The following is an 18,623-nucleotide window of genomic DNA, read 5'->3' as shown; positions in this document are numbered from 1 at the left end:
TTCGGATCCGCAGATCCGTTGTTTCCGTGTTTGATTCCTCAGCTGTTTGAATTGATTGAAGGGTGGGCCCCTTCTCAATTGCGCTTGGCTTTTGTTCAGTTTTCAAGGAACATTCGCTTCGTCGCTTATCAGCGACCTTATTAATTATAATGACCTGTAAGCAATTTGTCAATCCCTTTTTATCCAAACAAGATTATCTGAATTCTGTCATCAGGAAAGACAACAATGTTTATTGTACCAGCTGTCTGCGATTTGTCAATCATTTTTTGTCATTTTTTCTCCTTCGGAAGCTATACAGGCATCCCTTTCTTTCATTCAGATACGAATTTTTAAAAACAATATTGTTTCAGACAACGTTTTTCGAGTTTGAACGATTTTTGCACTTTAAAGCAGTATCTCTCAAGTTCGGAGCGGCTCTTCCTCACCCCGGAACAATCATTTCTGAGTTTAGCGCAGGCGGGGAGCTTCTCCATCGCCTGGGTTTATCGGCTTGCGCCAGCACAAGCAGGACGGCTTATAAGTCATCAGAACAATCGGTGTTATGTATTCCGTGTCTTGGACTGCTTTTGCTTCGTCACAGAGAATAAAAAACAATGCTTCCCGTTTCGTTCAAGCGGGGACCTGCTGCATATTCGGGACAGCCTGGCCATAGAATGGTACAAACATTGGAGACAAGGTGGGGACGTTCATGTTATGGGTCATCAACGGAAAAAAATTTAAAAATCTTCTTCTCATCATGATCGCAGCTTTCTTTGCGGCTTTGATCCTGTTTGTTCAAAAACAGCAGGCGGACGTTTTCACCCCGATAAAAGAGAGCGGCGCTTTGTCCAGGGTCGAAACCGAACAAAAGCATCTTTCTCTCACTTTCGATTGCAACTGGGGCGACCAGCAGATCAAAACGATTCTGGAAACCTTAAAAAAAGAGCATGTCAGAGCCACATTTTTTCTTTCAGGAGAATGGGCGGAACGGCACCCCGATCTTGTTCAGCAGGCAGCGAAAGACGGAAATGAAATCGAATCGCAGGGAATGCGCCATGAGGATTACACACAGCTCAGTCCAGGCGAGGTGCGGCGTGACATAATTCTTGCCAATGCCGCCATTGACAAATCGGGTGGCGGAAAACCGCAACTGCTTCGGCCCCCTTATGGAAAGATGAACAGCGAAACCTTGACGACGGCTAACCAGCTGCGGCTGCAACCGGTGTTGTGGAGTGTCAATCCGCAGGATGAAACAAATCCGGGATACAAAGTCATCGTCAGCCGTGTGCTCCAGGAGGCGGGAAAAGGAGACATTATCCGTCTGCATGCTTCCGATTCGGCAAAACAAACCGATCGTGCGCTGCCGCTGATTATCCGCGAGATGCAAAACAGAGGCTATACATTTGTGACGTTGAAAAATCTGATCGCCGATGCCCAGGGTAAGCAGCAGTTACTAAATTAACGGCATGAAACCGGCAATGGCCGACCCTTCAGCTGCTCTTTCCGCTCTGTTTTTTCAGTGCTTCGGAAATCGCATCCATCAGCTGTTTCTGGAAAGAAGGGCCGGTCAGTGCATCCTGTACACCCATTTTTATTTGTTCCCGAAATGGTTGAGTCTTCATCAAATCCAGATACTGCTCCTGAAGCCCGGGAGCCTTCAGGATATCCATCATCATTCCTTGATAGTCCGGATCCTTCATCATTTTCTTCAGAAGTGCTTCGTTCTCCTGCTGCATAGCCCGGGCCAGCCGGCCGGAGAACTGCGGATCTGTTATAATTCCGTTCCAGATCTTTTTTCCCTGCTCCGTAGTCAGCGTCTCGGTAACCGCTTTTTTCACAGCAGGCTCATCAAATGCAAGAGTGTTCCTTATCTCCCGATCCTGAAGCAGCTCTTTGACTGCCTGTTTTCCTTCATCGGTTTTAAGCATATCCAGTACCATCTTTTTGTTCTCCTGATACGTCGGTTGTTCAGACTCAGAACTGCAGCCCGCCCCGGCAACGAGCAGCATCAGCAAAGCAAGTATGATCGGCCCTATTTTCGCCATACGGATTTCCTCCTCACAGACGCGTTCTTTTCTAATATGCGGGATACCGGGCGAATTATTCAATCTAAGTAAGGGCCGGCCGGGTTTCGGCAGCCGCTGGCAAATTTCTTCTATTATTTCTTTAACAATGAATCGTCTGCCGACTTAACTGAAATATGGATTTCAGGAGCGGCTTTTCTTAAATACGATCCATCTCTTTAAGACGATTCTTCACCGGCAGACAATATTTTGGCGACGCCTGTTATCTTTTCAGCCTGCCGCCGCGGCTGGTACGCCGGCTGTCCAAAGCCTAAAAAAGCCTCCGCAAGTTGCGGAGGCTTTTCTGAAAGATATGATCATTTCTGCAGCTTGTTAATCACTTTCTCCGCAATGCGATCGTAAATTGCGGCAATCGGATCGCCTTCAAAATAGACGCCGGGAGCAAATTCGCCTTCCCGTTCAATCGGCTGCCGGAGCGGCAAACGTCCGAGCAGGTCGGTTTTCAAAAGGCTGCTTAATTTTTCCCCGCCGCCCTGTCCGAACACATACTCGATTTCGCCGGTTTTCCGGCTCTGATAATAGGCCATATTTTCAATGACACCAAGAATCTCATGTTCTGTCTTAACGGCCATTTCTCCCGCCCGCGCAGCAACAAATGCAGCGGTCGGATGCGGGGTCGTCACGATGATTTCTTTGGAGTGGGGAATTCTGCTGTGCACATCCATGGCGACATCGCCGGTACCGGGCGGCAGATCGAGAATCAGGCAATCCAGTTTGCCCCAGTCGACATCGCTGAAGAAATTATTCAGCATTTTCCCAAGCATCGGTCCCCGCCAGATGACGGGCGAATTGTTTTCAACGAAAAAGCCCATAGAAATAACCTTTACCCCAAAGCGTTCAATCGGAATAATCCGGTTATTTTCCACTATCGGCCTGTCCTCAATACCCATCATATCCGGAACGCTGAACCCGTAAATGTCGGCATCCAGAAGGCCGATTTTTTTACCCTGCCGCGCCAGCGCCAGTGCAAGATTGACAGATACCGTCGACTTGCCGACACCGCCTTTACCGCTTGCCACGGCAATGAAAACAGTCCCGCTTTCCGGAGACAGCAGCGATATCTCCTCTTCAGGAAAACCGCCCAGTGCTTTTATCTCATCCTCGCCGAGTACTGTAAACCGCATGCCGACAGACTCGGCCCCCTTCTCTTTCAGTTTGGAAGAAATTTCGACCTGGATCTGCATCTGCTTGACGTTGTCCTCCTTTGACAGCGCAAGCTTAAGGCTGACAAAGTTCCCCTTAATGTTCAGGTCCCTCAGGGCATGTGTTTCCACCAGATTTTTATGTAAAAAAGGATCTTGAACCGTTTTCAAAACTTCCGTTACTTTTTCCTGATCCATCATAATACAGGCCTGCCTCTCCTCGTGTCATTTCCATTTTAGTATAGCAAACCTTTCTGTGAAAAACTTGAAAAACGAACGGACGGAATATTTTTTAATTCTGAGGAACCTTTTCATTTGTAAAATAGCGCATAATTCCCTGGCTGATCGCGGCTGCCGCCTGTTTTTGATAATTTGTCTCAACCAGCAGAGCCCGTTCCCCGGGATTCGACAGGAAGCCGACTTCAACCAGCGCAGCCGGGGGAGCGGCCTTTTTAAGCAAATAAACATGACCGATCGGTTTTGCATAGCGGTCTGTATTGCCGAGGTTTATTTTTAATGAATTCTGAATGAATAGGGCCAGCTTCCGGTTTTCTTCCGAACTCGGATAATAAAAAGTCTGAGCGCCGTGCCACTGAGGTGACGGGATCGCATTCAGGTGAATGCTGATAAAAACATCGGGATGTGTTTTTTTGATCAGATCGGCCCTGCGCAGCAAATCCTGTGTTTTGCGCCTCCCGCTGAAATCGGCATCGGCAAGGTCTTTGTCGCTTTCACGGGTCATCACAACCAGTGCGCCGGATTCCTGTAAATAATGGCGAAGATCGTCGGCTATTGCGAGAGTGATCTTCTTTTCCTCGGTCTGTCCCCCGACAGCCCCGCCGTCCGCACCGCCATGTCCCGCATCAACAACGATGACGCGGCCGGAAAGCGGCAAATGCCAGGGCATACTGGTATGCCGGCTGACAATCGCCCAGCGGACGGCGGCAATTGCCGCAAATACTGTAACAACGGCAAACAATCCGAGCAGCCATTTTCTGATCATGTCTCTTCCCCCTCATTGCGAGCCTGTCTCTTGAACATGTATATGGACAGCCGTATAAATTATGCAGGAAAAGAGAAGCCCCGATCAACGCAATTTCATCCGCCATCGTCTGAGCGATGCCTCGAATCCTTCCTGCCACCAGGTATACAGATAACGATCGCAAGCTTCTTCGAGCTCTGTAGCCGCAGCGGGATCGGAAGCCGACCAGAACAGCCAGAAATCAAAAAAATCGCCGTGAAGCGCCTCAAACGGAAGCATACTCCTTTGAAAAACATTTTCCGTATCCTCACCGTAGAAACCGAATCTGCCCATTGAAGAGCCAAGCAGAAACGCCTCCAGCGCATATTCCGCGCACATATCCCGTGCCGTCTGGGCCGACGAAGGGACCTGTGCCAGATAATCATTAAAGCGCTGGCGAATGGAGGCTTCTATTTTCTCAAGAGACAGATCCTGCAGTACCCGCCGTTCAAAGTCCATCTGTTTGTGCCGCTGCCTTTCCTGAAAGTCCATGACTATTCCCATCATACTTCCTCCTTTTCCCCTTATCATCCTGCAAACACTTAAGAATCAACCGTAACAGCTTTTTCCAAATCAGTTCCGTCCGGTCGAAAGGGGGCCGCAGGCTTCATTGTTCAGCCGATTTTTGCACAATCTGATATATGATATACTTATCGGCAGATTGAAGAACAAAATCGGATCCTTTTGTTACAATTTCCTTTTGTAAGCGAAGGGGTGGAAAATATTGAACAGATGAAACGGCACAAAAAAGGAGAAATAGGGGCTATGAGCTGATTTCAAACAGCAAAAAGCCCCCAACCGATGTGGTTGAGAGCCTTGAAGCGCTGACAGATCACGTTTTGAGAACTGCGGAGCGCGGTGTGCGCCTTTGAGTCCGTATCTCTTCCGTTCTTTCATGCCTTCAAAATCAGGCATTTTTTCTACAATAAGATACGCTCATAGCAAGCATTAGCCACCCATATCAATATCACCGGTCATCACCAAAAATCGCCAGATGATCGTCAAAAAATTGTCAGAGCAGATCACCGTTTTTTCATTTTCTTTCTATATTAAACAGTAGGAGGGGATTTCATGTATACAGCCAAAGATTATCGAACAGGATCTATTTACGGAATGGGGAGTCGGCCATTTATTTCCTAATGAAGATAAATATCATCTTTATTGTGTTGGCTGCGTGCTTGGCATCAAAACATATGAGCCAGTTCTGGTTTACAAATGCTATGATCTGATGGTTAAACAACGATTGCTCACGTCGTCAAAGCGAAGCCAACTTAACAAAGGTTCTATTGACAACAAACGTATTTGCCCCAGGGCTGGATCAGCCCACTTACGCAGAATGGCAGTCATGGAGCGGATTAACAAACAGATTAAAGAGTATTTTAACCGCTAGAATGTGCATACTATAAGTGATCAATCTGATCCCCTTATGTAATCCCTGTGCTTCGGCGCAGGGATTTTTTATAAACGTATAAATAATACGTATATATCATTGCACGTGTTATTAATACGTGCAATGATATATTTGTAGGGAGGGAGGGCATTGAAACCCAGAGAAGTAATTAAGTTAATCGAGAATGATGGGTGGTACTTAGTCCGAGTGGTCGGCAGCCATTATCAATTCATCCGACTAAAAGAGGCCTAGTCACCATTCCCAATCATTCCGGAGACTTAAAGCCCGGCACCCTAAATGCAATACTTAAGCAGGCAGGACTGAAATAAATCCTGTTTTGCCCTACGGAGATTTTTAAAATGGCAAAGTATATCTACCCTGCGGTTTTCGATCCCGGCAAAGATGGAAGTAATGGATATACAATTACATTCCCCGACCTTCCCGGCTGTATTTCAGAAGGCGAAGATATTCAAAATGCTCTTTATATGGCTAAAGATGTTCTCGAAGGCTTTATGTATGCCCTCGAAGAAGACGGTTCCGTTATTCCGGCGCCTTCAAACCCAAGCACTATTCAAGTCCCTGCTGGTGGGTTTGTTGTTCTGATCGAAGCATGGACGGACATCGTGCGTGACGAGATCGAGAATAAAGCCGTAAAAAAAACATTAACTATTCCAAAGTGGCTGAACGATGAAGCAGAAAAAAACAAAATTAACTTTTCGCAATTACTGCAGTTTGCAATAAAGGAGCGTCTTGGGATTAAGCGCCCTTAGGTATTAAAAGTTTCGATTCACGCGCTGATGAGTAATAGATCCTCCCCCGCACCAAAGCGCGGGGATATTTTTTATGTATACCCGGTTTCCCGGGCTGGTGAACAATGATGTAAAAAAGTACACGTTATATCCGTAAAGTGTGGTAAACTGAATCTAAAATTTAATTGAGCGAAACCACCACCGGGCGGTAAAAAAGATATATTTGCAAACTTCGTTAGGTCGTAGAAGAAGTTGTGAATGTATCTTTTTCTTTTGGAGGTTAATATGGATTGGCTATATTTAATTATTGCGGGACTATTTGAAGTTGTTTGGGCCACTATGATGAAACTTAGTGCAGGATTTACAAGATGGGATTATTCTCTTTATACCATTTTAGGCATGATGCTTAGCTTCTTTTTCTTAGCCAGGGCAACTAAAGTGTTACCCTTAAGCATTGCTTACCCTGTTTGGACCGGTATCGGTGCTGTCGGTGCTATTATTATCGGAGTTATCTTTTTCAAAGATGGTATACCTTTCCTAACATGGATTTTCATCGGATTATTGATAATATGTATTATTGGTATAAAAGTAACGAGTGGTCACTAATTAGAAATATGAGAAATTGAAAAAATAACGCCGCTCGCTCGGCGGCTTATCAAAGCCGGGTTTTTTCATTATGTCAAGATGTCAAGCCTTCTGAGCAGGCTTGCTCTGAGCCTGCTGCGAACTTTCCACATTCAGCGTCCTAATCCTCGGCATTGCTACGCAGGAGAAAGTTGTGAATCTCCTGCGTCCATGAGTCACTTGCCTGATCGGCCCGATAAGTAATCGGATGCCCGAACATATACCGATCTTCGTGTCCACAATGTCCGAATCAAAGCTGTTATTCAGCATATTGTTGACCTTGTCGTCCAGTCGGAAGATATTCCGTGACGCTCCGGTTCCGTAATTGATTGGTTTACGATCGAAAATTTTCGGCCCATCTTTAATACTGGCAATATAACGATAGAGGCGCTTCATATGCCTGTGTTCGCGCTGATGATCATTGATGATCGCGTTCACCGTATCCACTGTGGTCCCTTCTGCCTGGATCTTCTTGATATACTTAATAAACGGATTCACGCTCTTTCCTCCCTCCTGTTCGGCGCCGCTCTGGCCGGTTGTTGGTATAGATGGCATAGCGAAGAACATCAAGCACATCATCCCACAGCTTGACAGGTTCGCCGGTTGTTTCGTTCCACACGTATATGTAGATTTCTTTTTTGAAGTGCTGCACGCGATCCTTAACAACGAACAGCTTTTTGCGTTTGAACAGTCGTACGACTTCTTCAATGCCCGCAATGACTGCCTTATCTGCGTTAATGGCCCGGATATGCTCACGTCTCAGCCGTTTAACGTGTTCGGGCCGCGCAGAATCACAAAAAAAGTTGATGCGGCTATCGGCCCTTAATGCCGATAGCCACATCAACCCAATAGTCAATCTCTTCAAACTGCTTCGCGTGTTCCTCGAGTAAATAGAAATTGCCTTTGTCGTCTTCACCGATCACAACGATTGCTCCATAGTGCTCATAGTCAAAGTCAACGCCGGCAAAATATTTTACCATATTAATTTCCTGCAGCATGGATTCGCTAATGTAATGCACGTCCTGGTTAAAATCTTTGTAGACAACGTCCTCGGCTGCGCACCATAATCCGTTAATGTCTCGGTCATAGAACATGCCGCTCGGTGTGGTCGCCTTGATATTCTCTCGGTACCGCTCATTGAGGAACGTGTTATCATCCACCGACAAAACAGGCACTATCATTCATCCATTTGTCCCCTTCAAGATCGCCTGTCCGCTCATATCATGTATTATCACGTGACAAGGAGGTGCTCTCTTGGGATATGATGGTGGATCTAGCTACGGCTACAGTAGCGGATACAGCAGTGGCAGCAGCTTTGCTCTGATTGTTGTGCTGTTCATTCTGTTAATTATTGTCGGAACTGCTTTCGTTTATTAAGAACAAATGCCGTATCCATAAGCAGCCCTCATGCAAGCCTCCTTCAAAGAGCATCCTGGCACCGGATGCTCTTTTGATTCGTTTCCCACCTAGTGGCTGTGCCTGCCCATTTAGACGCTTTACCCATTCCACATTTATCCTTCCGCACATATACTGCCTTATCACGTGATAAGGGGGGTGTCGTCATGGGAGGTCCAGTTGCTGGTTACGGATGCGGATGCGGCGGTGGATATGGTGCAGGTGGTGGTTTCGCACTGCTTATTGTCCTGTTCATTCTGCTGATCATCATCGGTGCCGTTATCTGGTAGTCATTTCCCATTCCACCAGGTCCCCCAACTCATTCAGCACCCCATGTCAAGGACACCTCATTTAGGTGTCCCTTTTATTACTCAAACTTTTTCTTCCTCACTTCTTTCCATCCTTCCCGCAGCCGCTCATTCAGGTCGTGTTCCTGAAGCGGTTCATACAGGTGAACTTTCTGCAGGTCTTCCATTCGAAAGAGCAGAATCCATTTTCTATGGCTCATGTCTCTCCCTCCCCCAAAAAGAAATGGGACAGATTATGAAATTGAAGCATTGAAAAAATGGAAAACAATTCAGAAAGAACGCCTGCTCGCTTATGGAATCGCTCAGGAGCGCATTCAATATGTTGTTTCGCGGGTAGATCTTCGACCGCTTCGGCTGGCCGAACCAAACGAAACTCTGGATAAATTTATCAAAGACAATCCGGATTTCACAAAAATAACTGTACATGGATTCCGTCATACTTTTGCGACGGCTCTCTATGAAGCTGGTGTGAGTGTCAAAACAGCACAGAAATTTCTCGACCACCGACGCATGGAAACGACGATGAATATTTACACACATGTCGCAAAACGGGTCAAAATGAATGAGGCAGATAAATACGAAGAACACATGAAAATGTTGAAACAGAACCGCTGATCGTCGAAAAATCGTCAAAATGCAATTTTTAAGCACAAAGAAAGCCCCCAACCGATGTGGTTGAGAGCCTTGAAACGCTGACAGATCAGCGTTTTGAGAACTGCGGAGCGCGGCGTGCGCCCTTGAGTCCGTATTTCTTCCGTTCTTTCATACGCGGATCGCGGGTCAGAAAACCGGCCTTTTTCAGCGCCGGGCGATAGTCAGGATCGGCTTTCAGCAATGCGCGGGCGACGCCGTGGCGAATTGCGCCGGCCTGGCCGGTAAATCCGCCGCCGGCAACGTTGACGAGAACATCATATCTTCCTTCCGTTTCCGTCGTAACGAGCGGCTGCTTCAGAATCGTGCGAAGCGTTTCGAGATTGAAATATTCATCGGCGCTGCGGCCGTTAATCACAATATTTCCATCACCGGGAACGAGCCTGACGCGGGCAATGGAACTCTTGCGTCGGCCGGTGCCGTAATATTGTACTTGTGCCATTTTTACTTGTCCCTCCTCAATTATCCGCGGAGCGTGTAGGCTTCCGGTTTTTGTGCGATGTGCGGATGTTCCGCACCCTCATAGACATGCAGTTTCGTAAACATGCGGCGCCCGAGGCTGTTATGCGGCAGCATGCCCTTGATCGTCAGTTCAAGCATTTCTTTCGCGCGGGTTTCCCGCATCTCCAACGCTGAACGGGATTTAATACCGCCCGGATAGCCGGAATGATGGATATATTTTTTATTCAGAAGCTTCTTCCCTGTCAGTTCGATCTTCTTCGCATTAATAATGATCACATTGTCACCGACATCGACATGCGGTGTAAAAGTCGGTTTGTTCTTGCCGCGGAGAATTGCAGCCACTTCGCTTGCGAGGCGGCCCAGCACCTGACCGTCGGCATCAATAACAAGCCATTTACGTTCAACCGTTTCCGGTTTGGCCATAAAGGTAGTACGCACGATGTTTCCTCCTAGATTTCGATGATTTCTATTTATCTCCGCGGCCCACAGCCGCTTCGATTGCTTTTCGGAAAACGCAGACGACTCCGCCTTCCGCTTTGTCCGTTCATTTATTTGAACCAGTATTGTTTGGGGCTAATAGTGGTCAAATCAAGAATACCGAACTACATCTTATAACATTGGAGACCCTTTGTCAAGCAGGCCGGCAACACCCGGAAGGGGCACCGGTCATCCGATTCAAAACATACAGCCAAGACATCCGCTCTGGAAAAATGACAGGCGCAAGCGATTTCCAGCGGACCGTTTCATAAAGCTTCAACTTAATTAATTCTATAGCAATATGCCCTGAACATCTTCCTGCATCCATTATTTTTGAATCATTCTGCTAGTAAGTGACCCGCCACAGCGTCAGACCGCGGGCGGGGGCCGTTTTGGGCGCAGCCCCGCGGTCTCTGCCCGCAATAATATCGGGGAGCGCCTCCGGCTGAAGCTCATGCATACCGACAGCGATCAAAGTTCCGGTAATAATTCGGACCATCTGATAAAGAAACCCGCTGCCGACGATACGGATGACCGTCTCATCCTCTCCTTCCCGATGAACGTCCAGATGATACACCGTTCTGACCTTATCTTTGACATCTGTATTCGCCGCACAGAAACATGAAAAATCGTGGGTTCCGATTATAAATCCGGCGGCCTCATTCATTTTTTGCAAATCAAGAGAGGATTTTACGTGAAGCGTGTAGAATCGGCGGAACAGATCCGGTTGCGGGCGGGTCAGCAGCCTGTAGCGGTACTCCTTCATTTTTACATCAAAGCGGGCATGGAAATCCGGAGGTACATTTTCCGTCCGGTCTATATAGATGTCATCAGGAAGAAGGCTGTTGAGCGCCTTTGTCCAGTTCACGGACGGAATATTAAGCGGGCTTTCAAAATGAAAAACCTGGCCGACGGCATGAACTCCGCGATCGGTCCGGCCGGAAGCTGTAATTTTTATTGTCCGGCCGTGATGAATTCTTGACAGAGCCGTTTCGATCTCTCTTTGCACGGTACGTTTTCCGGGCTGTACCTGATACCCGAAAAAACGGGAACCGTCATAGGCCGCCGTACATTTCAGTTTTGCCATGCTTTCACCTGCAATCTAGCTTCGTATCATGATCAATAAGGCCGTAAGGAAAGCAAACACGATCAGCAGCAGCGTATCCCGCCAGGTCCAGACCAGCCTGCGAAGCTTTGTACGTCCGATATCGCCGCGATACCCTCTCGCTTCCATCGCCATTGCCAGATCTTCAGCACGTTTGAAAGCACCGACGAACAGCGGGACAAGGAGCGGGACAATAGCTTTCACGCGATTTTTCAGCGAACCGCTTGTAAAATCCGATCCTCTCGCCGCCTGCGCCTTCATGATCTTTTCAGTCTCCTCAAGCAGAGTCGGAATGAATCTCAGTGAGATCGACATCATCAGTGCAAATTCATGAACCGGCAATTTAATTTTTTTCAGAGGTGCGAGCAGCGTTTCCATTCCGTCTGTGATTTCGATCGGGGATGTCGTCAGCGTCAGCAGAGTGGCGACAACAATAATGACCAGAAGACGGATCGAAATAAAAATAGATTGAATGAGTCCATTAAGATAAATGTGCAGCCAGCCCATGCTAAAAAGGAGCGGGCCGCCCGCCGTGAAGAACAGGTTCAGTATAAAGGTCACCAGAACAATGAACAGAATGGATTGCAGCCCCCGGCAAATAAAGCGAAGCGGAACTTTTGAAAAATAAATACCGGCCAGGCAGAAAAGGGTCACCAATCCGTAGGTCTGCCAATTGTCAGCCAGGAAAACAACGACGACAAAGAGTAAGACGCTGACTAGTTTTGAACGCGGATCAAGTTTGTGAACAAAGGATTCCATCGGTACGTACTGACCGATAATCAAGTTAAACATTTTCAGAACCTCCATTCAAAAGCCGCATCACTCTGTCGGCCGTTTCCTGGATGGTAAAAACAGGCGGTATCCGGCCGGCGCCGAATTTCGCAGCTAACTTGTCCAAAAACATCATAGTCTCCGGCACATCGAGCCCTATCTTGCGCAGCTCTTCTTCTCTGGCAAAAACTTTTTCCGGTTTGCCGACCATGACCGGACGGCCGTCAGCCATAACGACGACCTGATCGGAGTAAAGAGCCGCGTCCCCCATGTTGTGGGTGACCATAATCAGCGTCAGGTTGAATTCCTTGTGCAATTTATCAAACAGATGAAGGATTTCCCTTCTCCCCTGCGGATCCAGACCCGCCGTCGGTTCATCCAGAATGATCACCTCAGGATGGATGGCGAGCACGCCGGCGATCGCCACACGCCGCATCTGACCGCCGCTCAAGTCAAACGGGGAACGGTGCCAATACGAAGACGGCAAGCCGACAAGGTTCAGGCTCTCCTCCGCCCGGGTCGTCGCCTCCGCAGCGGATACCCCGAAATTCATCGGTCCGAAGCAAACGTCTTTAATGATCGTTTCTTCGAATAATTGATGCTCCGGATACTGAAAAACAAACCCTACCTTTTCTCTGAGCGCTTTTAAATCCGATTTTTTCCCATCGGCTTCAATCGTCATTTTACCTGCGCTGATCCGGCCTTTGGACGGTTTCAGAAGCCCGTTAATATGCTGGACCAGTGTTGATTTTCCCGAACCCGTCTGTCCGATGATCGAAGTGAAAGATCCTGAAGGGATAAACAGATTCACGTCGTCGATGGCAAGCCGCTCAAAGGGTGTTCTTGGATTATAAACATGTGTCACATGTTCGAGCGTAATGTCCATAGCTCATTCACCAACTCTTCCTGAGATAAAGCGGCATCGGTCAGAGGAATTCCTTTTTCATGCAAAATGTGACCGAGTTTGACGGTAAACGGCAAATCAAGCCCTATTTTTTCCAGAAATTCCGGTGCCTGAAATATGTCGCGCGGGGAGCCTTCACGGACAATTTCTCCCTGATTCATCACGATCATCCGATCGGCATAGACGGCCTCGCTCAGATCATGTGTAATCGACAAAACGGTCAGCCGGCGCTCCCTGTTCAGATAGCGCATCGTCCTGATCATGTCTTTCCGTCCTTCCGGATCAAGCATCGAAGTCGCCTCATCCAGAATGATAATCAGCGGCTGAAGTGCAATAATACCCGCGATGGCAACACGCTGCTTCTGACCGCCGGACAGCCGGTGCGGTTCGCTGTCGGCGAACCGCTCCATTTTAACAAACCGGAGCGCCTCCGAGAGCCGCCTGATCATCTCCTCACGGGGAATGCCGTTATTTTCCATGCCGAAAGCTACATCGTCGCGGACCGTAGCTCCGACAAACTGGTTATCCGGATTTTGGAAGACCATGCCGACCATCCGCCGGATATCCCAGATCGTCTCTTCATTGCTTGTATCAAATCCGCCGATGCGGACTGTACCTTTTTGGGGAACAATCAGGCCGTTCAGACATTTTGCAAGTGTCGATTTACCGGAACCGTTGTGCCCGATGATCGCCAGCCATTCACCCTTATTCACCGAAAAATTAAGATCATGGAGCACCCATGGCTGATCTTCATTGTAGCGATAATACAGTCCGCCGACTTCAATAATTTTCACCATGATTTTCCACCGCTCCTCTCGGCCCGCCTGTCAGCGTTCTCTATGTATCCCGGAAACACCGCTGTTTCAGTGCTCCCGGCGCCGTTTTCTCTGCAATTTCCCGACCACAGAGATTTGTTTTGCGGGCGGCCTTCATCCGCCCCTTTTCCGCGGATAATCAGGATTCAAAAGACTTTTCCCGGCCGGCGAATCCACCGCCCGGTCATGCATGTGCACATGCATGATGATCAATGCCTGCCTGTGTGAAAAAAGGCAGAAAACCGGCTCGCCAGAACCGTGCTTCTGCCCTTCATCAGAGATACTTATTTGACCAGTTCAATGATCGCCATCTCAGAACCGTCGCCGCGGCGCGGGCCGACTTTCAGTACCCGTGTATATCCGCCCTGACGATCTTCATAGCGTTTCGCTATATCGTCGAACAATTTTTGCAGCGCCTTCTGACCGGATTCCTGATCGGCCACTTCATCGCGAATAAATGCAGCGGCCTGACGACGTGCGTGAAGGTCGCCGCGTTTACCCAGGGTGATCATCTTTTCAACGACGGACCGAAGCGCTTTGGCTTTGGAATGCGTCGTCTGAATCCGTTCATTTATAATTAAATCGGTTGCCAGATCGCGGAACAGGGCTTTCCTCGCAGCCGAATCCCGCCCCAGTTTAACATATGCCATCTACCTGTACCTCCTTTGTACTGTCCTGACTCTTTCTTTTTTGCGCAAAAAAGAAAAATGTTCCATGTCCATTGGCTATTCTTCGACTCTCAGCCCAAGGCCGAGATCATTCAGCTTTTCTTCCACTTCCTCAAGCGACTTGCGACCCAGATTTCTGACCTTCATCATGTCTTCTTCACTTTTCTGAGTGAGTTCCTGAACCGTGTTGATTCCGGCACGCTTCAGACAGTTATAGGAGCGAACCGACAGATCCAGCTCCTCAATCGTCATTTCAAGCACTTTTTCTTTCTGGTCTTCTTCTTTTTCGATCATGATCTCCGCTTTTTGCGCCTGATCGGTTAAACCGACAAAAATATTCAGGTGCTCAGTCAAAATCTTGGCACCGAGCGATACAGCTTCTTCCGGACGAATGCTGCCGTCGGTCCAGACATCAAGCGTCAGTTTGTCATAATTGGCAACCTGGCCGACCCGCGTCTTTTCAACCTGATAGTTTACACGGGAGATCGGTGTATAAATTGAGTCAATCGGAATGACACCGATCGGCAGGTCATCGGACTTGTTTCCCTCAGCAGGGACATACCCGCGTCCTTTTTTGGCCAGCATCCGTACATGAAAATGAGCACCCTTGGCCAGGGTAGCAATTTCCAGATCCGGATTCAGAATTTCTACATCGCTATCATGATTTATGTCGGCGGCTGTCACTTTGCCTTCTCTTTGAACATCGATTTCCAGTGTCTTTTCCTCATCTGAATACAATTTCAATGCCAGTTTCTTGATATTCAGAATAATCGCCGTTACATCTTCTACAACGCCTTCGATGGTGGAAAATTCATGAAGCACAGTATCAAACTGAACTGTTGTAACAGCCGCGCCTGGGAGGGAAGAAAGTAAAATTCGACGCAAAGAATTACCCAGAGTCGTGCCGTACCCACGTTCGAGCGGTTCAACAACAAACTTTCCGTAACTTCCGTCGTCTGCCAATTCAACCGTATCGATCCTTGGCTTTTCGATCTCAATCATCAAACAAGAACCCTCCTTCAAAACGTCAAAACTCCGGTCGACGCCGGCCAAAGTTTCCCGATTAATGCTCCTTAGGGCTTACGGCGTGCTTCTTGCATCGGTATCATCACGTTTATTTTAATAGCATTATAAACAGATTGATTGCGAGCTATACACCCGCAGATCAGACACGACGGCGTTTCGGCGGACGGCAGCCATTGTGGGGAACGGGAGTCACGTCACGGATCGTTGTCACTTCAAGCCCGACTGCCTGCAGAGCACGAATAGCGGCTTCCCGGCCGGCACCCGGTCCCTTGACAGAGACCTCGATCGTCTTCATACCGTTATCCAGCGCGCTTTTCCCGGCTGCTTCAGCTGCGGTCTGCGCGGCGAACGGCGTCGATTTTCTCGAGCCCTTGAATCCGAGACCGCCTGCACTCGCCCAGGAAATCGCGTTGCCATGCGGGTCGGTAATCGTCACAATTGTATTATTAAATGTCGAACGAATATGAGCCACTCCGCTTTCGACATTTCTCTTGATACGGCGCTTGCGCGTACGTTGTTGTTTTGCCATAAATGCTTAACCCTCCTTGCTTATTTCTTTTTATTTGCCATCGTGCGCTTTGGACCTTTGCGTGTGCGCGAATTATTTTTCGTATTCTGTCCGCGGACAGGCAACCCGCGGCGATGCCGGATACCTCTATATGAACCGATTTCGATCAGCCTTTTGATATTCAGAGAAACTTCCCGGCGAAGATCCCCTTCCACGCGATAGTGATCGACGACTTCGCGAATACGTGTCTGTTCTTCTTCAGTCAAATCGCGGACACGTGTATCTTCAGAGACTTTTGCTTCCGCCAGGATCTTCTTGGCCGTCGTCAGTCCGATACCGTATATATAGGTCAGCGAAATAACGACTCGTTTCTCTCTTGGAATGTCAATACCTGCAATACGGGCCATCTGTTAAAACACCTCCTTCTTTCATCCTTGTCTTTGTTTGTGTTTCGGATTTTCACAAATAACCATCACAACACCTTTTCGGCGGACGATCTTGCATTTTTCACACATCTTTTTCACGGATGGTCTTACCTTCATTGTTGAACCCTCCTTATATACACTGCAGAGCATCTCCTGCTCATTTATGCCTGAAAGTTATGCGGCCCCGCGATACATCATACGGCGACAGTTCAACCGTTACTTTGTCTCCGGGCAGAATGCGGATGAAATGCATTCGTATTTTTCCGGATACATGAGCTAAAATTTTATGACCATTTTCCAGCTCGACACGAAACATTGCATTCGGCAGTGGTTCGATAACGGTGCCTTCAACTTCAATGACATCTTCCTTAGCCATCGGCTGACTCACCCTTCCTCTTGTTACTGACTTCTTCATCTAAATAATGCGCGATGGCAAAACGCAGTTTTCCATTTGTCACGCGTCCGGTTTCGCGCAGGCTTTTCTGAACTTCGGCGGACACATATGATTGAAGATCAAGATGGCTGATGTTCTTCTTCTTTGCATTGTCGAATCTGCGTCTGTCTCCATCCGCAATTTCAACGAAACGGCGATCGAGAAGTCGCACAACCACAAAATAAGAGCCGGTTTCTTTCCCTTTCAAAACACGAGCAAGCTGACCGGGAACAGGCAGTGGTGCCTGATCACTTCCCATCAATCATCACCTTCACCTATTGCTTTGTCAAGATCTCATTTCCATTTTCAGTAATCACTAAAGTATGTTCGAAATGAGCACACCTTTTTCCATCCTGTGTCAAAATGGTCCAGCCATCATCCTCGACAATATAGATATTGCGGCTTCCCTCATTAATGAGCGGCTCAATGGCAATAACCATTCCGGGCCTAAGCGTCGGCCCGCGCCCCGGCCTGCCGTAGTTAGGTACATCAGGATCTTCGTGAAGCGCTTGGCCGATGCCGTGGCCGGTCAGCTCACGTACAACGGAAAATCCGCCCGATTCGGCGCAGCCTTGAACCGCATGCGAAATGTTCGTCAGGCGGGCGCCCGGTTTTGCTTCGGCGATTCCCTGATATAATGCCTCTTCTGTCACCTGAAGAAGCCTGCTGTCGGATCCGGATACCCGGCCTACAGGATAAGTCCAGGCGGAGTCTGCGTGAAAGCCGTCATAGCGAGCGCCGAGATCAATACTGATAATGTCTCCGTCCTTCAGAACATAGGAACCGGGAATGCCGTGAGCCAGCTGATTGTTAACAGATGTACAAATACTATTTGAAAACCCGTCATAGCCTTTAAAAGACGGCTCCGCTCCCGCATTTCTTATCGAGCGCTCTGCCAGTGCATCAAGTTCAATCGTCGATACGCCCGGCTCAATCATCCGGCGCAAATCTTCAAGCGCCTGAGCAACGATTCTGCCTGCACATCGAATTTTGGCGATCTCACTCTCGGTTTTCAGCCTGATCATTCGGCGAAAGCTCCCAGTATTGCAGAAACATCCCGAAAAACCGTTTCAATCGGCTGATCGCCGTTCACCGTTTTCAGCAAACCTTTTTCCTGATAAAAAGCAACCAGCGGCTGCTGCTGCTTTATATTGACCTGGAGCCGTTCATGCACTGTTTCTTCACTGTCGTCCGCCCGCTGTTTCAGCGGACCGCCGCATCTGTCGCAGATGCCTGCCTGTTTCGGAGGATTGAATGTCAGATGATAGGTAGCGCCGCAATTGGCACATATTCGACGTCCGGTCAGGCGCGTCAGCAATTTTTTCGGATCGACATGAATATAAAGAACAGCGTCGATTTTATTGTTCATTTCCGTCATCATCGCTTCAAGCGCTTCCGCCTGCTGGACGGTTCTCGGAAAACCGTCCAGCAGAAATCCGTTTTTGCAGTCCGCTTTGGCAAGACGCTCACGGACAATGCCGATCGTCACTTCATCCGGTACAAGAGCGCCCTTATCCATGAAAGCTTTCGCTTGTTTCCCGAGCGCCGTGCCATCCTTAATCGCCTGACGGAACATGTCTCCCGTTGAGATATGCGGAAACCCATAATGGTCGACAATGCGCTCCGCCTGTGTCCCCTTTCCGGCTCCCGGAAGTCCCATCAAAATTAAATTCATGCTACCCCCTC

26 protein-coding genes and 3 pseudogenes are annotated in these 18,623 nt (G+C 48.3%); 7 read left to right on the top strand and 22 right to left on the bottom strand.

The features are described from left to right. The first annotated feature begins 688 nt into the window (after window positions 1–688). Window positions 689–1,441: a polysaccharide deacetylase family protein gene (locus OYT88_RS18760; RefSeq protein ID WP_274401892.1), complete on the top strand. Its 753-nt coding sequence runs from the start codon at window positions 689–691 to the stop codon at window positions 1,439–1,441. A gap of 28 nt (window positions 1,442–1,469) precedes the next feature. On the opposite strand, the gene gerD is transcribed toward OYT88_RS18760, so the two are convergent. The 4 genes from gerD to OYT88_RS18740 form a co-directional block, all read right to left on the bottom strand. Next, on the bottom strand, window positions 1,470–2,024 hold the full coding sequence (gene gerD / locus OYT88_RS18755; protein WP_274401891.1) for a spore germination lipoprotein GerD: 555 nt from the start codon (window positions 2,022–2,024) through the stop codon (window positions 1,470–1,472). A gap of 335 nt (window positions 2,025–2,359) precedes the next feature. Further along, complete coding sequence (salA, locus tag OYT88_RS18750) at window positions 2,360–3,406, bottom strand: iron-sulfur carrier protein/transcriptional regulator SalA (protein ID WP_274401890.1); 1,047 nt, start codon at window positions 3,404–3,406, stop codon at window positions 2,360–2,362. Between the two features lie 91 nt (window positions 3,407–3,497). Continuing rightward, the gene (cwlD, locus tag OYT88_RS18745; protein WP_274401889.1) at window positions 3,498–4,208 is read right to left on the bottom strand and encodes an N-acetylmuramoyl-L-alanine amidase CwlD; all 711 of its coding nucleotides are present in this window, start codon (window positions 4,206–4,208) and stop codon (window positions 3,498–3,500) included. 84 nt (window positions 4,209–4,292) lie between these two features. After that, window positions 4,293–4,730 (bottom strand): DUF2521 family protein, encoded by a 438-nt coding sequence (locus OYT88_RS18740; RefSeq protein ID WP_274401888.1) that lies wholly within the window; start codon window positions 4,728–4,730, stop codon window positions 4,293–4,295. 1,036 nt (window positions 4,731–5,766) lie between these two features. Between OYT88_RS18740 and OYT88_RS18735 the strand changes: the two are divergent. The 3 genes and pseudogenes from OYT88_RS18735 to OYT88_RS18725 all read left to right on the top strand — a co-directional run bounded on the left by OYT88_RS18735 (window position 5,767) and on the right by OYT88_RS18725 (window position 6,971). Then, window positions 5,767–5,945: pseudogene (locus OYT88_RS18735) on the top strand (type II toxin-antitoxin system HicA family toxin). Between the two features lie 30 nt (window positions 5,946–5,975). Next, entirely contained in the window at window positions 5,976–6,386 is a 411-nt protein-coding gene (locus tag OYT88_RS18730; protein WP_274401887.1) for a type II toxin-antitoxin system HicB family antitoxin, read from the top strand. 264 nt (window positions 6,387–6,650) lie between these two features. Beyond that, window positions 6,651–6,971 (top strand): DMT family transporter, encoded by a 321-nt coding sequence (locus OYT88_RS18725; RefSeq protein ID WP_274401886.1) that lies wholly within the window; start codon window positions 6,651–6,653, stop codon window positions 6,969–6,971. A gap of 81 nt (window positions 6,972–7,052) precedes the next feature. Here OYT88_RS18725 and OYT88_RS18720 read toward each other — a convergent pair whose 3' ends face one another. Beyond that, on the bottom strand, window positions 7,053–7,487 hold the full coding sequence (locus OYT88_RS18720; protein WP_274401885.1) for a hypothetical protein: 435 nt from the start codon (window positions 7,485–7,487) through the stop codon (window positions 7,053–7,055). Beyond that, window positions 7,471–8,152: pseudogene (locus OYT88_RS18715) on the bottom strand (terminase large subunit domain-containing protein); the annotation flags it as partial. The gene OYT88_RS18720 and the pseudogene OYT88_RS18715, both read right to left, overlap by 17 nt. Before the next feature lie 142 nt (window positions 8,153–8,294). Between OYT88_RS18715 and OYT88_RS21030 the strand changes: the two are divergent. Both OYT88_RS21030 and OYT88_RS18705 read left to right on the top strand, forming a co-directional pair. Beyond that, window positions 8,295–8,366: pseudogene (locus OYT88_RS21030) on the top strand (YjcZ family sporulation protein); the annotation flags it as partial. Between the two features lie 185 nt (window positions 8,367–8,551). After that, complete coding sequence (locus tag OYT88_RS18705) at window positions 8,552–8,674, top strand: YjcZ family sporulation protein (protein ID WP_274401883.1); 123 nt, start codon at window positions 8,552–8,554, stop codon at window positions 8,672–8,674. A gap of 77 nt (window positions 8,675–8,751) precedes the next feature. Here the strand turns inward: OYT88_RS18705 and OYT88_RS18700 are convergent, their stop codons facing one another. Then, entirely contained in the window at window positions 8,752–8,892 is a 141-nt protein-coding gene (locus tag OYT88_RS18700; RefSeq protein ID WP_274401882.1) for a hypothetical protein, read from the bottom strand. Between the two features lie 49 nt (window positions 8,893–8,941). Between OYT88_RS18700 and OYT88_RS18695 the strand changes: the two genes are divergently transcribed. Next, window positions 8,942–9,307: a tyrosine-type recombinase/integrase gene (locus OYT88_RS18695; RefSeq protein WP_274401881.1), complete on the top strand. Its 366-nt coding sequence runs from the start codon at window positions 8,942–8,944 to the stop codon at window positions 9,305–9,307. 85 nt (window positions 9,308–9,392) lie between these two features. Here the strand turns inward: OYT88_RS18695 and rpsI are convergent, their stop codons facing one another. The 15 genes from rpsI to OYT88_RS18620 form a co-directional block, all read right to left on the bottom strand. After that, window positions 9,393–9,785 carry a 30S ribosomal protein S9 gene (rpsI, locus tag OYT88_RS18690; RefSeq protein WP_274401880.1) on the bottom strand — a complete coding sequence of 131 codons (393 nt, stop codon included), beginning with the start codon at window positions 9,783–9,785 and terminating at the stop codon, window positions 9,393–9,395. Window positions 9,786–9,805: 20 nt separating this feature from the next. After that, entirely contained in the window at window positions 9,806–10,243 is a 438-nt protein-coding gene (gene rplM, locus OYT88_RS18685) for a 50S ribosomal protein L13 (RefSeq protein ID WP_274401879.1), read from the bottom strand. 385 nt (window positions 10,244–10,628) lie between these two features. Continuing rightward, the gene (gene truA, locus OYT88_RS18680; RefSeq protein ID WP_274401878.1) at window positions 10,629–11,369 is read right to left on the bottom strand and encodes a tRNA pseudouridine(38-40) synthase TruA; all 741 of its coding nucleotides are present in this window, start codon (window positions 11,367–11,369) and stop codon (window positions 10,629–10,631) included. A gap of 15 nt (window positions 11,370–11,384) precedes the next feature. Further along, window positions 11,385–12,179, bottom strand: a complete 795-nt coding sequence (locus OYT88_RS18675; RefSeq protein ID WP_274401877.1) for an energy-coupling factor transporter transmembrane component T family protein — start codon at window positions 12,177–12,179, stop codon at window positions 11,385–11,387. Beyond that, complete coding sequence (locus OYT88_RS18670) at window positions 12,172–13,044, bottom strand: energy-coupling factor transporter ATPase (RefSeq protein ID WP_274401876.1); 873 nt, start codon at window positions 13,042–13,044, stop codon at window positions 12,172–12,174. Before OYT88_RS18670 ends, OYT88_RS18675 begins: the two co-directional genes overlap by 8 nt. Beyond that, a complete protein-coding gene (locus tag OYT88_RS18665; protein ID WP_443029727.1) occupies window positions 13,020–13,859 on the bottom strand; it encodes an energy-coupling factor ABC transporter ATP-binding protein in 840 nt (279 codons plus the stop codon). Before OYT88_RS18665 ends, OYT88_RS18670 begins: the two co-directional genes overlap by 25 nt. A 302-nt stretch (window positions 13,860–14,161) precedes the next feature. Beyond that, the gene (gene rplQ, locus OYT88_RS18660) at window positions 14,162–14,527 is read right to left on the bottom strand and encodes a 50S ribosomal protein L17 (protein ID WP_274401875.1); all 366 of its coding nucleotides are present in this window, start codon (window positions 14,525–14,527) and stop codon (window positions 14,162–14,164) included. Window positions 14,528–14,602: 75 nt separating this feature from the next. Then, entirely contained in the window at window positions 14,603–15,547 is a 945-nt protein-coding gene (locus OYT88_RS18655; RefSeq protein WP_274401874.1) for a DNA-directed RNA polymerase subunit alpha, read from the bottom strand. Window positions 15,548–15,710: 163 nt separating this feature from the next. Beyond that, window positions 15,711–16,100 (bottom strand): 30S ribosomal protein S11, encoded by a 390-nt coding sequence (gene rpsK / locus OYT88_RS18650; protein ID WP_188804749.1) that lies wholly within the window; start codon window positions 16,098–16,100, stop codon window positions 15,711–15,713. 20 nt (window positions 16,101–16,120) lie between these two features. Then, window positions 16,121–16,486: a 30S ribosomal protein S13 gene (gene rpsM, locus OYT88_RS18645; protein ID WP_135349423.1), complete on the bottom strand. Its 366-nt coding sequence runs from the start codon at window positions 16,484–16,486 to the stop codon at window positions 16,121–16,123. A gap of 21 nt (window positions 16,487–16,507) precedes the next feature. After that, a complete protein-coding gene (gene rpmJ, locus OYT88_RS18640; RefSeq protein WP_010024581.1) occupies window positions 16,508–16,621 on the bottom strand; it encodes a 50S ribosomal protein L36 in 114 nt (37 codons plus the stop codon). Window positions 16,622–16,661: 40 nt separating this feature from the next. Beyond that, the gene (gene infA / locus OYT88_RS18635) at window positions 16,662–16,880 is read right to left on the bottom strand and encodes a translation initiation factor IF-1 (RefSeq protein ID WP_010024579.1); all 219 of its coding nucleotides are present in this window, start codon (window positions 16,878–16,880) and stop codon (window positions 16,662–16,664) included. Beyond that, window positions 16,873–17,196, bottom strand: coding sequence for a KOW domain-containing RNA-binding protein (locus OYT88_RS18630; RefSeq protein WP_274401873.1), 324 nt, complete (start codon window positions 17,194–17,196; stop codon window positions 16,873–16,875). Before OYT88_RS18630 ends, infA begins: the two co-directional genes overlap by 8 nt. 16 nt (window positions 17,197–17,212) lie before the next feature. Beyond that, complete coding sequence (gene map / locus OYT88_RS18625; RefSeq protein ID WP_274401872.1) at window positions 17,213–17,962, bottom strand: type I methionyl aminopeptidase; 750 nt, start codon at window positions 17,960–17,962, stop codon at window positions 17,213–17,215. Next, window positions 17,959–18,612: an adenylate kinase gene (locus tag OYT88_RS18620; protein ID WP_274401871.1), complete on the bottom strand. Its 654-nt coding sequence runs from the start codon at window positions 18,610–18,612 to the stop codon at window positions 17,959–17,961. Before OYT88_RS18620 ends, map begins: the two co-directional genes overlap by 4 nt. Window positions 18,613–18,623 lie beyond the last annotated feature (11 nt).

The sequence above is a fragment of the Sporolactobacillus sp. CQH2019 genome, from assembly GCF_028765345.1.
Taxonomy (GTDB): Bacteria; Bacillota; Bacilli; order Bacillales; family Sporolactobacillaceae; genus Sporolactobacillus.
Note: the sequence above shows the minus strand (reverse complement) of the source record. Positions and strands in the feature narration are given on the sequence as shown.